This window comes from Natrononativus amylolyticus, from assembly GCF_024362525.1.
Lineage (GTDB): Archaea > Halobacteriota > Halobacteria > Halobacteriales > Natrialbaceae > Natrononativus > Natrononativus amylolyticus.
The window spans coordinates 582,706-596,162 of record NZ_CP101459.1; the positions used below are offsets into that span (position 1 = coordinate 582,706).

At 64.5% G+C, this 13,457-nt stretch carries 15 protein-coding genes and 1 pseudogene; 8 read left to right on the forward strand and 8 right to left on the reverse strand.

Going from position 1 to position 13,457, the window contains the following annotated elements:
- Window positions 1-39 precede the first annotated feature (39 nt).
- From NMQ11_RS18075 to NMQ11_RS18085, 3 genes are all read left to right on the forward strand, one after another.
- On the forward strand, window positions 40-675 hold the full coding sequence (locus NMQ11_RS18075; protein WP_255171092.1) for a TetR/AcrR family transcriptional regulator: 636 nt from the start codon (window positions 40-42) through the stop codon (window positions 673-675).
- A 188-nt stretch (window positions 676-863) separates the two neighbouring features.
- The gene (locus tag NMQ11_RS18080) at window positions 864-1,832 is read left to right on the forward strand and encodes an ABC transporter ATP-binding protein (protein ID WP_255171093.1); all 969 of its coding nucleotides are present in this window, start codon (window positions 864-866) and stop codon (window positions 1,830-1,832) included.
- Window positions 1,829-2,680 (forward strand): ABC transporter permease subunit, encoded by an 852-nt coding sequence (locus NMQ11_RS18085; RefSeq protein ID WP_255171094.1) that lies wholly within the window; start codon window positions 1,829-1,831, stop codon window positions 2,678-2,680. Before NMQ11_RS18080 ends, NMQ11_RS18085 begins: the two co-directional genes overlap by 4 nt.
- A 182-nt stretch (window positions 2,681-2,862) precedes the next feature.
- Here the strand turns inward: NMQ11_RS18085 and NMQ11_RS18090 are convergent.
- Together NMQ11_RS18090 and NMQ11_RS18095 are read right to left on the reverse strand one after the other, a co-directional pair.
- A pseudogene (locus tag NMQ11_RS18090) lies at window positions 2,863-3,681 on the reverse strand (aldehyde dehydrogenase family protein); the annotation flags it as partial.
- 233 nt (window positions 3,682-3,914) lie between these two features.
- Window positions 3,915-4,361, reverse strand: coding sequence for a hypothetical protein (locus NMQ11_RS18095; protein WP_255171095.1), 447 nt, complete (start codon window positions 4,359-4,361; stop codon window positions 3,915-3,917).
- Window positions 4,362-4,602: 241 nt separating this feature from the next.
- Here NMQ11_RS18095 and NMQ11_RS18100 point away from each other — a divergent pair, with 241 nt between their 5' ends.
- Entirely contained in the window at window positions 4,603-5,313 is a 711-nt protein-coding gene (locus NMQ11_RS18100; protein WP_255171096.1) for a WD40/YVTN/BNR-like repeat-containing protein, read from the forward strand.
- 60 nt (window positions 5,314-5,373) lie between these two features.
- Window positions 5,374-5,601, forward strand: a complete 228-nt coding sequence (locus tag NMQ11_RS18105) for a beta propeller repeat protein (RefSeq protein WP_255171097.1) — start codon at window positions 5,374-5,376, stop codon at window positions 5,599-5,601.
- 152 nt (window positions 5,602-5,753) lie between these two features.
- Here the strand turns inward: NMQ11_RS18105 and NMQ11_RS18110 are convergent, their stop codons facing one another.
- Entirely contained in the window at window positions 5,754-5,885 is a 132-nt protein-coding gene (locus NMQ11_RS18110; RefSeq protein ID WP_255171098.1) for a hypothetical protein, read from the reverse strand.
- 226 nt (window positions 5,886-6,111) lie between these two features.
- Window positions 6,112-7,140, reverse strand: coding sequence for a phosphatase PAP2 family protein (locus tag NMQ11_RS18115; protein WP_255171099.1), 1,029 nt, complete (start codon window positions 7,138-7,140; stop codon window positions 6,112-6,114).
- Window positions 7,141-7,313: 173 nt separating this feature from the next.
- Between NMQ11_RS18115 and NMQ11_RS18120 the strand changes: the two genes are divergently transcribed.
- Entirely contained in the window at window positions 7,314-8,117 is an 804-nt protein-coding gene (locus NMQ11_RS18120) for an ATP-binding protein (protein ID WP_255171100.1), read from the forward strand.
- A 15-nt stretch (window positions 8,118-8,132) separates the two neighbouring features.
- On the opposite strand, the gene NMQ11_RS18125 is transcribed toward NMQ11_RS18120, so the two are convergent.
- A complete protein-coding gene (locus NMQ11_RS18125) occupies window positions 8,133-8,948 on the reverse strand; it encodes a hypothetical protein (protein ID WP_255171101.1) in 816 nt (271 codons plus the stop codon).
- Between the two features lie 173 nt (window positions 8,949-9,121).
- Window positions 9,122-9,574 carry a pyridoxamine 5'-phosphate oxidase family protein gene (locus NMQ11_RS18130; RefSeq protein ID WP_255171102.1) on the reverse strand — a complete coding sequence of 151 codons (453 nt, stop codon included), beginning with the start codon at window positions 9,572-9,574 and terminating at the stop codon, window positions 9,122-9,124.
- 325 nt (window positions 9,575-9,899) lie between these two features.
- Here NMQ11_RS18130 and NMQ11_RS18135 point away from each other — a divergent pair, with 325 nt between their 5' ends.
- Complete coding sequence (locus NMQ11_RS18135; RefSeq protein WP_255171103.1) at window positions 9,900-11,012, forward strand: AI-2E family transporter; 1,113 nt, start codon at window positions 9,900-9,902, stop codon at window positions 11,010-11,012.
- 203 nt (window positions 11,013-11,215) lie between these two features.
- A complete protein-coding gene (locus tag NMQ11_RS18140; protein WP_255171104.1) occupies window positions 11,216-11,398 on the forward strand; it encodes a hypothetical protein in 183 nt (60 codons plus the stop codon).
- A 41-nt stretch (window positions 11,399-11,439) separates the two neighbouring features.
- Here NMQ11_RS18140 and NMQ11_RS18145 read toward each other — a convergent pair whose 3' ends face one another.
- Both NMQ11_RS18145 and NMQ11_RS18150 read right to left on the reverse strand, forming a co-directional pair.
- On the reverse strand, window positions 11,440-12,174 hold the full coding sequence (locus NMQ11_RS18145) for a helix-turn-helix domain-containing protein (RefSeq protein ID WP_255171105.1): 735 nt from the start codon (window positions 12,172-12,174) through the stop codon (window positions 11,440-11,442).
- Window positions 12,175-12,751: 577 nt separating this feature from the next.
- Window positions 12,752-13,024, reverse strand: a complete 273-nt coding sequence (locus NMQ11_RS18150) for a HalOD1 output domain-containing protein (protein ID WP_255171106.1) — start codon at window positions 13,022-13,024, stop codon at window positions 12,752-12,754.
- Window positions 13,025-13,457: the final 433 nt, after the last annotated feature.

Below are 13,457 nucleotides of genomic sequence, written 5' to 3' on the forward strand. Positions count from 1 at the left end.
GTCGTTCGGGCGACTAGTGCGGCCAACTACCTGCCGATAATGACTGCGACATCCCCCCCGTCGATTCCGGACGACACGTACGAGGAACTCATAGAGGCGACGTTCGTCGCCCTCTCGAAACGCGGCTACCTCGGGCTGCGGGTCAGGGACATCGACGAGGAGTTCAGCAAGAGCCGTCAGCTCATCAACCACTACTTCGAGGGGAAAGACGAGCTGATAACGGAGTTGCTCTCGTATCTGATCGCGTATGGCGAGGATAACCTCGAGGACGTTTCGGATGGCGACCCCCTGACGATGCTGAACGACGAGATCGACGCCATCCTCTTCGGTACGGAGCTGGACGGCTTCGAGTTCTGGCCCTTCATGACCGCGATTTACGAGATTCAGTCGCAAGCCCACCACAATCCGGAGCACCGGAAACTGATCGACCGGCTGTACACCCACTCGGTCGATCACTTCAGCGACATCATCCGGGAAGGGATCGATCGAGGCGTGTTCGTCGACGTTGATCCCGATCAGGTGGCGACGATCATCGACGACCTCATCACCGTCGCCCATCTCAAAAAGATCTATCTGGGCCGCGAAGACGCGCCCGACGACACCCGAACGCTGATCGACCAGTTCGTGCTCTCACAGCTCCTTCCACCCACAGAAACGCCTCCCTCGAGCCGCTAGCAACTGACTCGATCGACTTCCCCGTTCTACTCCGAGGCTTCCGGCCGATGTACGGTACGCTCCAGTAGTGAAATTCCCATCGAACAGCCCGCTCACACCCCTTATGCCGGAATCTAGCGTGAGTCGTGGACACTCGCCGATGGAAGCTTTTAAGCCGTTTGCCATCTGGAAAATCATAAGGACATCAAATGAAAGCGATAGAAACGACCTCGCTGGCACGGCGATTCGGAGAGGTGACAGCGGTCGAATCACTTGATTTAGCGGTCGAGCGCGGGGAGGTGTACGGCTTTCTCGGCCCGAACGGTGCGGGCAAATCGACGACGATCAATATGCTGCTCGGATTCACGCCCCCTTCGGCCGGCTCGGGCACGATCCTCGGCCACGACGTCGTCGAGGAGTCGCTCGCGGTGCGCCAGGCGATCGGCGTCTTGCCGGAGGATTTCGGGATGTACAACCGACTCACCGCCCGCCAGCACGTTCAGTTCGCGATCGACGTGAAAGGTGCCGACGACACCCCTGGTGAACTCCTCGAGCGGGTGGGGCTCGCCGAGGCGGCCGACCGGACGGCCGGTGGGTTCTCGACGGGGATGAAACAGCGTACGGCGCTTGCGATGGCGCTCGTGGGCGATCCCGAGCTGTTGATCCTGGACGAGCCGTCGTCGGGACTCGATCCCAACGGTGCCCGCGAGATGCGGACGATCATCCGTGAGGAGAACGACCGCGGCACCACGGTGTTCTTCTCGAGTCACATCATGGAGCAGGTCGAGGCGATCTGCGATCGCGTCGGGATCATGCGCGACGGTCGTCTCGTCGCCGAAGACACGATCGACGCGCTGAAAGACCAGTTCGACGCCGACTCGCGGTTGGTCCTCACGGTCGATCGCGTCGACGACGCGATCGTCCCGACGCTCGAGGCGCGTCCGGGCGTGTCAGGGGTTTTCGTCGACGGCACCGACGTTACGGTCGTACTGTCCGATACGCGGCGGAAAGCGCCGGTGATCAACGCCGTCGAGGAGACGGGCGTCGTGATCACCGACATCACCAGCGAAGAGCCCTCGCTCGAGGACCTGTTCGCCGCGTTCACGAGCGACGAGCGATCCACGACGGCCGACCGTCCGACCGGCGAGTCTCGCGCGACGGAGGAGCTCAACGCATGAGCTGGGCACACGTCGCGCGCAAGGACTTCGCGGACGCGATCCGCTCGCGGACGCTCTGGGTGCTGTCGGCGCTGATGATTCTGACGGTCGCCGGCATCTCGGCGATCCCCGAACTCATCCACATCCCCGGGGAGGGACCGGCGCCGGGGTTCGACGAGGCGGTGAGTTTCATGTTCACCTGGATGACGCTGATGATCTCGATCATCGGGCTGTTGGCTGGCTATCAGGCGATCGTCAAGGAACGCGAGTCGGGGAGTATCCGGTTCCTGCTGGGACTCCCGAACTCGCGATTCGACGTCGTCGCCGGGAAGGTACTTGGTCGCAGCGCCGTCGTCGCCGTGCCGACGGTGATCGGGTTTCTGGTCGGTGCGGTCGTTATCGTCGTTCTCTACGACGGGTTCGCCGTCGTCGATTACGTCGCCCTGCTCGCCTTCTCGATCCTGCTGGGGGTGGTGTACGTCTCGGTCGCTGTCGGCGTCTCCGCGGCGGTCAGCACGCGGGCGAAAGCCGTCGCCGGCGTTCTCGGCATCTACCTGCTGTTCGACTGGCTCTGGTGGGCCGTCCCGATGGCGATCTACTGGCTGCTCGAGCGCGAGTTGCCGGGCGCCACCGACCTGCCGACGTGGTACCTCCTCGTCGAGCGGATCGGTCTCTGGGAACCGCTGGGCGCGATCGCCACGACGATGGTGGATATCGCCGGCGTAGAGACGGTGCCGATCGCCGACCGGATCGCAGGCGACGTCCCGTTCTACCTCGAGCCCTGGTTCGCGTGGGTGTTCGTCGCCGCCTGGATCGTCGTTCCACTCGGAATAGGCTACTACCGGTTCAGTCGCACCGTCCTGAGTTGAGAGGCGGAGACGCACGGGTGCGTGGTCGTGGCGTCGGTACCTGCGTGCCCTGACGGCGGGCAGTGTCGGCGACTCAGCCGGCCCAGGAGACGCGTTCGGGGCGTCACCACCCTCGGCGATGCCACATGTGCAATCCGCACACGAACACCGGGGCTCGCCCGCGACCGCAGTTGCGGGGGTCGTCACTCGGTCGGGACGGTCTCGTCGTCGCCCGCCGACTGCACCCAGATCGTCTTCCGGTTAACGAACTCGTGGATCCCCTCGAGGCCGAGTTCGCGGCCGTAGCCCGATGCCTTGACGCCGCCGAACGGCAGCCGTGGATCGGACTTGACGAGTTCATTGACGAAGACACAGCCCGCCTCGAGTTCGCGCGCCACCCGATCACCGCGCTCGAGGTCCGCGGTCCACACCGACGCGCCCGGCCCGTAGCGGGTCTCGTTGGCGAGGGCGATCGCCTCCTCCTCGTCGGCGACGCGGAAGACGGCGGCGACGGGGCCGAACACCTCCTCGGCGCCGGCGGGGCTGTCCACCGGCGGCTCGGCGAGCACCGTCGGCGGGTAGTACCAGCCAGGTCGGTCCAGCGGCTCTCCGCCACACTCGAGGGTCGCCCCCGCCGCGACGCTCGCTTCGACCTGGTCGTGGACGTCAGAGCGGAGGTCCTCGCGCACCTGGGGAGCGACGTCGGTCCCTTCGTCCATCGGACTGCCGACCTCGAGGCCCTCCATCTCCGCGACGAACCCCTCGAGGAACGAGTCGAAGACCGCGTCGACGACGACGAACCGCTTGGCCGCGATACAGGACTGGCCGGAGTTGATCGTGCGGGCGGCCGCTGCGGTGGGGACCGCCGCCTCGAGATCGGCGTCCTCGAGGACGACGAACGGGTCGCTCCCGCCGAGTTCGAGAACGTGCGTTTTCAGCGCCGAGCCGGCCTGTTCGGCGACGGCTCGCCCCGCCCCGCCCCCCTCGCTCCCGGTGAGCGTTACGGCAGCGAGACGGTCGTCGCGGCGCGTTCGGTGTGGTCGTCGTACGTCTTGAGCGGGTCGCCGGTCGCAGGGTTGGTACTTTGCATGAGTGAATCACCGTCGATCGGTGAGAGTACGGCGCCAATCACCAAAGATCCCCGACGGGGCTCGACGACGTCGGCCGAACGGCGAAAAGCAGATCGTTCCGACCCTTGTACCCGTCGCGTTACGCATTTCTGCGTTCCAGAACCTCGTCGTCGAGCCCCGCTCGATCACCGCCGGCGCCAGCTCCACAGGGCGACCGCGGCGAGGGCGAGTGCGAGGCCGACGAGGAGGACCCACTCGGCGATCTCGCCGGTCGACAGCCCCTGCGAGCGGACGAGTCGCGTCTCCTCGAGCAGGAAGAGCGCGAGCAACAGCATCCCGAACAGGGAGGCGATCGCGACGCCGATTCCCTCGACGACCAGCCCCCGGAATGCCGCTGTATCCTCGCGGGCTGCCGGCGTCGGCTCCGCGGTCGAATCGGTGTACGCCGTCGCCTCCCAGGGGACGCCGAGATAGCCGATGACGTACGAGAGCGTGATGCCGGCGATCATGATCACGACGAACGTAACGGCACTCGCCGTCGCCCCCGGCGGGTCGAGAACGACGGTGAGGACGAGCGCGGCGACGAGCGTTCCCGCAAACAGGACGAGAAATTGTCTGAGGGAGGTGGACATACTGACGGTACGCCGGCGAGATCCAAGGTTCTACTCACTGCGGCCGTGACAGTCAGTGCAACTGTATTACAGAGGAGAGGTGCGTCCGCCTGTCTCACTCGCTCGAGGCAGTGTCGACGTCTCGAGCCAGCGGCACGCGCCTCAAGCGGGATGTGTGGTATTACGCCGCTGGTCGGCGTACTACGGGTATGTCTCAGTCGTTCGGAACCGTCGCAGAGCAGATACGCCGACGGAGCCCGAGATGACCGGTCGTTGTTTTCTCTCGACGACGCCTACCGGGGTCGCCCGGCTCACCGTGGACGACGGGCGTGTCGACACCCATCTCACGGACGAGACGGTCCACGCGCTAGCTGCCGGCTCTGCCGGATCGGACCTCGTCCTCGCCGGCACGGTGGATACGGGGGTCTTTCGTTCGCGTGACCGGGGCGAACGCTGGAGCCGTAGCGGGCTCGCGGGAGAGAGCATCTACTCGCTCGCCGTCGCGCCGAGTGACTCCGACCGGTGGTACGCCGGCGTGCGACCTTCGGGGCTCTATCGTTCGGACGACGGCGGGGAAACCTGGGCCGAGTGCGAGTCGTTTCGGGACATCCGCGGACGGCGCCTCTGGCGATCGCCGGCCTCGCCGCCGTTCACCGCGTACGTCAGCGCGCTCGCGGTTTCGCCGGCCGATCCCGATCTCCTCGTCGCCGGCATCGAGTACGGCGCGGTGGTTCGAAGCACCGACGGTGGCCGGACGTGGTCGACCCACCGGCGACGGGCGATCCGGGACTGTCACGCGCTCGTCTGGCACGCTACCGACGGCGACTGCGTCTACGAGGGCGGCGCCGGCGTCCCCCGCCGGCCCGGCGCTTACAGCATCGACGGCGGGCGAACGTGGACCAAACCCGGCGGCGGCCTCGATCGCGGGTACGGAGTGGCCGTCGCCGCCCATCCCGCCCGTCCGGAGGTGTAGTACGTCGCCGCGTCGACGAGTCCGTTCGCCGCCGAGCGCGAGGACGCGGCGAAGGCGGCGGTGTTTCGCCACGAGGGCGGGGACGGCTGGCGGAAACTGGCGGGCGTTCCCGAGTCGGTGATGTCGTGGGCCCTGTGTACGGACCCATCCCGGTCGGAGCACCTCTGGATCGGTCGACGCGACGGGTCGATTCTGCACTCGAGCGACCGCGGGGACAACTGGACGGTGCTCGACGGTGCGCTTCCGGCAGTCGCGTACTCGATGGTGATGCTGCCTCCGGCAGTATGACGTGCGGGTCAAGAAACGGGGACGTGCAGCGTCTCAGCGGGGGATGTCGTCGCTGAACGGCTATCTCGAGGCGCTTGTTCGACTGGCGAAAACTCCGTTGCAGTTCGTTGGCGACGGGCCCCGGTGGCGTCGCAACGACTCGCGTCAGGCCGTCAGACGACCTGGGAGGTGGTTTTCGGGTGGGTGGCGTCCGTGTGCTCCGTGGTCTCGAGTGCGATCTCGATCGCGCCCGCCGACGGGCGCCTGAGAGCGATCTCGAGTCGCGACCGACAGTGTGGGCACACTACCTGCGCTCGGACTCCCTCGTTCGTCGGCTCTGGACTGGCAACTGACCGCAGGCGGCTGAAATCGTCAACTCCCTCCCGACAGCACGGGTATCGTAGAACGTCTTGGTGACAGGTCATGGTACGCGCGGATAGTGGACTGTGAATCCATGCTGACGTTCGGGCTCACACGTATGTGTCGCCGCCTGTACATAGCAGTTCTTTAAGTTCCGGAAACGGGGCTCGTTCACTGGCGAAGTCGCCCGACGTACGCTCGTCCCTGGGTGTACGTCCGACGCCACGTCGCCGGTGTGAGGACGTAGCGCACACCGAGGGCGGCCATCCTTGACCAGAACCCGAGGGCCGTGAGGAACCGCTGGACGAATCGGGAGTGGCGAGCGATCGGCACCGTGATGAACGCGCCGACGGCGAGACCCACCGCTCCGCCGGCGGCGGGGAGCGACAGCAGCGGGAAGGTCTCGAGGGCACCGACGAGGGGGACGACTGCCCCGAGAGCGAGACCGCCGTGGAGAGCGAGCGGACGAACGGCCGCTGACGGTCGCTCGCAGTCGACGAGTCGCCGTCCGAGGACGATGAGTTGCCAGCCGGCGAACGCACCGAGGGCCGTTCCCAGTAGCAGGACGCCGTCGGTATCGGCCCCGCCGACGAGGAGGTTACTCGCGCTGAAGACGACCGCGAGTGTGAACGCGACCGTCCCCTGATCGACCGCGATTCGTGCGAGGAGCCACTCTCCGATCAGGACGAACGCGAGGCCGACGCCGACGCCGGCGACGATATCGACGAGGTAGTGCACCCCGAGGGCGATGCGTGAGACACACACAGCGGCGATAATCGTACCGGCGACGGCGAATCGCTGGCGGTGCGTTCCGATCGAGAGGCGGTGAGCCAGCGTGACGTAAACGACGGTCGTCATCAGCGCGTGCCCGCTCGGGAAGCCGTACCCGCTAGCCATCGCCGTCGCCTCGTACAGCGGCTGGATCATCCACGGCAGGGTCTCGAGCAGGACTAACGGCTGGTCGGGACGGGGTAAGGCGAAGACGTGTTTGAGCGCCGAGATGAGCGAGAGGCCCGCGACGGTGAAGCCGACGACGACCGCTGCGTCGTCGCGTTCACTCCCACGAACCCAGTAGAGCAGTCCGACGACCAGGGCGAGAAACCAGACGTCGCCCAGCTGAGTGACGAGCGCGACGACGAGCGCCGCCCACTCCGGGATCGTCTCCTGGATCGGGCCGAACTCGCCGACGCCTCTGGACATACTCGACCTACTCGGCGGAGGCGTTTAACTTCAGCCCACTCGAGGTCATCGTCTTCAACCGAACCCCCGGAACTCGACTCCGGGGCACTTAGCCAATCTCTTGTTCCGTCCGTAGAACGGACGATCTCTGCGGAGACCAAAACCGTTAACCGACCGACGGCTGACCATCACAGATGGCACACATCGAGTTCGTCGGACCCCCTGGTGCGGGGAAGTCGACGCTCTACCGGGGGCTGGTGGCCCGGCCCTCGTCGCCGGTCGTCCCGGCCGATAACGCCACTCGGCGGCTGCTGTGTACCACACTCGGTGAGCGACCCGCTGCGATCTATCGCTGGCTTCCCGACCGCGTCAAACGCCGCCTCGAGCGTGAGCTACTCGAGTACCGGTTGCGGTACCGGGCGCTCCAGGAACTCGCTCGTGATCGCCCCGCGTTTCTCGCGGCGATCGCCGACGCGTCCGATACCGCAACGTACGACCAGTTGCACCTCCACCGGATGTGGATAGACGTCACGGCGCGGTATTATATCGGCATGCGGGCACTGGACGACGGCGCGCTGCTGGCGCTGGATGAGGGGTTCGTTCACCGGGCGGTCTCGTTCGCCTGGCGTGAAAGCGACGCGGAGGCGGTCCGGCGGTACGTACGGACGATGCCGGAGCCGGGACTCGTGGTGTCCGTCGACACGCCGGTGGAGACGTGTCTCGCCCGCCAGCGGACCCGCGACGACGTGGTTGTCGAGAGACCGTGGGCGGAAGGGGAGGCGCGCGCGATTCAAGAGCGGCTACACACGCTGTGTTCGGAGGTCGTCGACCAGCTGGGTGACGACGTCCCTGTGGTCGAGATCGACGGGACGGACCCCGTCGACGCCGGCGCGAGGGCGATCGAAGCGGCGATCACGGACGAGCTGGCGACCGTTCACCGACGGGGCGGGACGCCCGCACGCCCGTGGGCCTCGCCGGATCGCGATGGGGAGTCGTGACGGTGCCGCCGAAGATCACCCGACGGGTCGAACGTCGGTGAGGTCGGGATGGGACAGCGAGCGGGTCGCTCGCGCACTGAGTGCGGCGGGCGAGTCGGCCGCTCGGACCTCGTCACGGAGCCGTTGCCAGCGTTCGTGGCGCACCAGCACGACGACGGGAATCTCCTCGAGGTCCAGTAGCTTCGCGATGCTGAGGCGATGATTCCCGCAGCGTTTCTTCGCGAGCGTGCCGTCGCGGTAGACGTTGACGCAGATTTCCTCTAACAGCGGATGAGGCGCATCGCTGGCGTTCTCACGGACGGCGCCGCCTCGCTCGCGGAGGAGGTCGCGCTGCGTTCGATACCCCTCGCGCCGGATGCGGTCGTACAACGAGTCGATCCCGCTGAAGTACGCACGGAGTTCCTCGGGTGATCGACATCGCCAGTACGGATCGGACGTACCGAGCCGGTTGGCGTACTCCCGGTAGAGCGGCGTCTCCTCCCAGTCGACGCCGTCTGCGAAGTGCATCTCGAGCGATCGGAAGGGCTCCGTCTCGGTGAATCGACTTGCTGGCCGATCCCACTCACCGGCGCGGACGGCCCCGAACGTCGACGGGCCGTCGCCGTGGTAGTACTCGATCTCGTCCGGATCGACCCACCTGAGCCGGAGGGGATTGGCGTCGCTGACGTCCGGGAGGAACCGACAGCGAAACTCGTAGGCGGCCCACACCGCTCGCGGCGGCAGACTCGAGAAGGAGGGCTGTTCCCAGACGAGTTTGGTTGCCGTCCGTCGCGAGAGCGAGAGCAGGCCCCCATCGCGGTACAGGCGGATCGCAGTACGAGGTTTGCTCATTTCTCGCTCACGGACGTGACTCGTCCCGGATGTACTCGTCGATCCCCTGTAAAGCGTTTGGAACGACGGAGGTGCCGACTCCGAGCGTCGGCGACCGGCAACGGCCGATGCCAGCGCATCCTCGACACGATCGGAAGGGGAGAGTGGCCGCTGCGCTCACCAGACGAGCGAGGTCACTCGTCGGCGGAACGCATCCGTGCGGTGTAATCCCAGCTGTACACGGTCGCGGGCTCGAGGCGGATGCGAACTTCCTCGCGGTCTTCGTCCAGCAGCCGCTCCGCAAGCGGCGTCTCGGTGCCGCCGAGATACCGCTCGAGGAGCGCCCGCAGGGTGTCCTTGTTCGTATCGGGCGCGAGGGTGGCGGTGCCGTTACCGCGCACCCCACGGTAGGGAACCGCGTTCGTCGAGACGTCGAAGCCGACGGCGGGGTCGGTCTCGAGGAAGCCGACGACGTGGGCGTCGGCGGCGGTCGCACACTCGAAGCCGCCGTCGCGGTAGCGATACCACAGCGGCACCACCCACAGCGACCCGTCCGGCCGCCGGGTCGCGAGTCGAAGCGGAATCGTTACCTCTCGGAGAAATGCGGTGACCGCCTCCCGATCCCAGACGCCGCGGAACTCTGGCATACGGGTAGGCACGTTTCGTGGTGAGAAAATCCCTACCCACCCCAAGACGAGTTCGACGTACCACGATGTAGTTTGCGTACCTCCCTCGAGTCCCGTTTCCCCGACCTCGGGACGTATTTTCAGGTGAGAAAGGCGTTCCTCTAGACGGCCGTGGTTCGTCTCGAAGAGCTCGAACGCGACGCGACGAGCGTCTACCTCCTTCGGCGGTCCGTCGACGCACGACAGAGCGCGTTGATCCAGTGTCCCGCGAACTCGGGGCTTTCGTCCGCTCCCGCGCGACGGCACCCACCACAAAGCTCATTTATATTGACTGTAATACCGACCTATGGATCGTGGGCGCGGGTTTCTTCTGAGCCTGCTGGTGATCGTCTCACTGTTCGTGTTCCTGATCATCCGGCCCTTCCTCGAGTACGTGCTGCTGGGGCTGATCCTCGCGTACGTCCTCTTTCCGCTCCACGTTCGTCTGGCCGACGCTCTCGAGCGCTATACGCCGATCGAACACTTCTCCGATCATCTCTCGGCGCTGACCCTGATCGCGGGTAGTCTCGTCGCGGTCGTGGTGCCGCTCACCTACGTACTGGTCGCGTTCGTCGCAGACCTCCAGGAACTCGCCGCCGGTGAGACGGGTCTCGAAACCGGCGTGATCGAAACGCAACTCGCCGAGGCGATGGGCGTGACCGTCGACCTCGAAGAAGTGGTCGCTCTCGGGGGCGAGTGGCTGTTCGGCGTGTTCTTCGGTGACGTCTCGGGGCTGTTTGCGACGATACTGCACTTCTCGCTCGGCGGGGCGTTGCTCCTGTTTCTAGTCTTTTACCTCCTGGTCGATGGGCCCGCGCTCGTGGCGTGGCTCACGGAGGCGAGTCCGCTCTCGCCGACGGTCAGTGAGACGCTCATCGCCCAGATCGACCGCACCACGTGGGGCGCCGTCGTCGGTCACGCCTTCGCCGCGGTCGTCCAGGCGCTGGTCGCCGGGATCGGCTTCTACGTGGTGGGCCTCCCGAACGTGGTGTTCTGGACATTCGTCATGGTCATCCTGGCGTTCTTGCCGCTGATCGGAGTGTTCATCGTGTGGGCGCCTGCGGCGGGGTACCTGTACCTGATCGGCGAACCCGGCGCGGCGGCCTTTCTGACCCTGTACGGGTTGCTCATCGTGAGCTTCATCGACTACTACGTACGACCGATCGTGATCGACTCGCGCGCCCAGCTCAACCCCGCGGTGATTCTCATCGGCGTCTTCGGCGGCGTGTACACCCTCGGGTTCGTCGGCCTGTTCGTTGGCCCCATCCTCATCGGCGTCCTCGTCGCCATCGTCGAGACCTTCCGCACGGAGTACTACGCCGCCGAAGACGACCGGGAACTCGAGCGTCCGCAGTCCGCTGAGACCGGAGCCGTCACTAGCTCGTTCGAAGAATCCGAGGAGCACAGGACTCCACAGTGAGCTGGGAAGGTGTCTCATCGTCGGTGTCGACCGTCTAGAAACACAGTGGGAACCGGACGCCTGCTTTTATCGAATCCTGTCGGCTAGGCGATAAGTCTGGACCAGCGGAACCGAACGTGGTTTTCGCTTTCCCATGGCATATTATTGATTGCTACTACCAATTGCGTCAAGTTTATATGTTCCAGAACACTGTAGTGTTAGCCATGAAGGTAGGAATCCATCTTCTCGGCTGGCTGGTCGCGATCTTCGCTGTCGCCTCAGTCGCGTTCTCGATCAGTAGTGGAGAGCCAACGGTCATTCTCGACCAGTTCCTGGTCGTGGGAGTGGTCGGGTTGAGTACCTTGTTACTCCTGCGGTTCTCACGACGGGTCGCAGTCTCCCGGTGACCCGATGACGGCCACCTATCCGAAGGAGGGGACGCGGTTCCCTACCGTGACGACTCCTCCGGTAGCGTGACGTTCGGAAGCGTCGAGTGACACAGCGCGCCGATCGACCGGCGCAACCGCTGGGAGATCGCCGATTTCGACACGTCGGCTTCCTCTGCCAGCTCCAGTTGCGAGACCCGTCGCGGGGTCTCGAAGTAGCCGCTCTCGTAAGCCTTCGCGAGCAGTTGTTGCTGTTTCGGTGTCAAACCGAGAACGTCGTCTTCCGTCCCGGTATTCGTCTCGAGAAGCGCCAGTACGTGTACCGAAATTCCCGCGTCCGTACAGAGTCGATTGAACTCGAGCAACTCCTCCCGCCCGGGAAACCGCAGTGACAGCGTCCATCCCTCGATGTCGCACTCCCTGTTGAGCACACGACCGAGTGTTCGTACCGTCAGCGGCATGAAGTGGAGGACCTCGTCCGTCAGTTCGGTTCGGTAAACGCACCGATCCGAGTAGACGCCGACGCGATCGGTGTTCGTGACCGTTGGATCGTCATCGAGAGCGTCTTCGAACGCGGTCAGTTGGTCCTCCGGCCCCCGTGCAGTAAAGAACACTGTCTCCGTCGAGGTTGCCTGATCGGTGGACTCGTAGTCGGGTGTCACCACGACGTTCGGACAGCCACGGAGTGACGCCTGAAGGGCGAGTTGTGGGTGGGTCAACCTGATTTCCGCCAACAACGCTGTCGGATCGTCGTCCGGATCGACCTCCGTATCGTGGTGGATGGAATGGGCACTCATGGTTCGTCGGTCGGATCGGGTGACCTACGTTCCGTGTTCGTTCTCGAGATAGATAAATACACCAGATATTTAGATTAAATATGTGTATTGATATAGCATAAAACAACACTCTCGTATTTTTATAATTCTGCGGATCCTTTCGAAATCATTGGAAATGGCCATTGGAAACGAATTGGTCGCAACTCGAGGAAGACGAAGAAACAATCGATGAGCAGGATCTGTCGAGTGAGAGGAACACTCTCCTCACAGCGCCGAGAAAGTGAGGGTATGGCTCCATCCGAGAACAGGTCGTTCCAGGTCGCTAACCAGGTGGTTGAGCCTGGGGAGAAAGCACGACTGACGTACCCTTAGTTCACGTTGACGAGACGCTGGAGGGGCTGATCGACGAGTGGATCGCCCACGGGGTATTCGACGAGTACCGGCCCGGTGGGTTCCAGCCCCCACGGACGCCGGTGTGACACCGGTTAGCGGGGCGGGAATACACGAACTAAAAACGGGTCGTGCGGGTTGCTTCTTCGATTTCCAATGTGTGGGAATCTCACGGTCGAATGCGACAAGTGGCGTCTCGAGAACCGGGCTACTCGCGGTCGATCGTCACGCGGTTGCCGTCGACGCGAACCGTATACTCGCCGATCGAAAACGTGATCGCGAGCTCGCCCTCGGTCGCGAGCGTATCCAGCGCGTCGGGGTTGATCTGCTCGTAGAGGGTCGTCCCGAGGACAGTCGAGACCTCTCTCGGATCGACGTCCTCGATGGCTGCGACGGCATCGACGATCGCGATACTCGGAGCGATCTCCGCCCAGTCGTGTTCGGCGTGGACGGGCAGTGCTCCGCTGTCTGACACACTCATTGGATACGTCCAAGCGGTCATTCTATGTAAATTCGGTGAAACGGGTGCAAACTCACGACCAGTTGGGTGGGTCGTGTACGCGGCTGCCCGCTCGAGTGTTCCGACTACGGGGAGACGTGTCGAGCAGCGGGTGACCGCGGTCCACAGCCAACTGGTGCCTGTGTGTCGCAACGGTCGGAACCCGTCCACAACCTCTCGCGTCGCCACCAGTTCTGAAATCCTGAACTTTCCGGATGGTTTTATTGTACAGCCCTGTGTACTGCTTCCATGGCCCAACAGAAGGAATCGAACGAAGGAACAGTCCCCTGTCTCGTCTGTCGCGGCCGCTACAACTACTTGACCTCCGGCCACCTCTCGTCACCGAGATGTAAACCCGGCAGACCCGCCGATATCGCGTCGTACCGAGTGTGGGTCTCCAAACAGTATGACATCG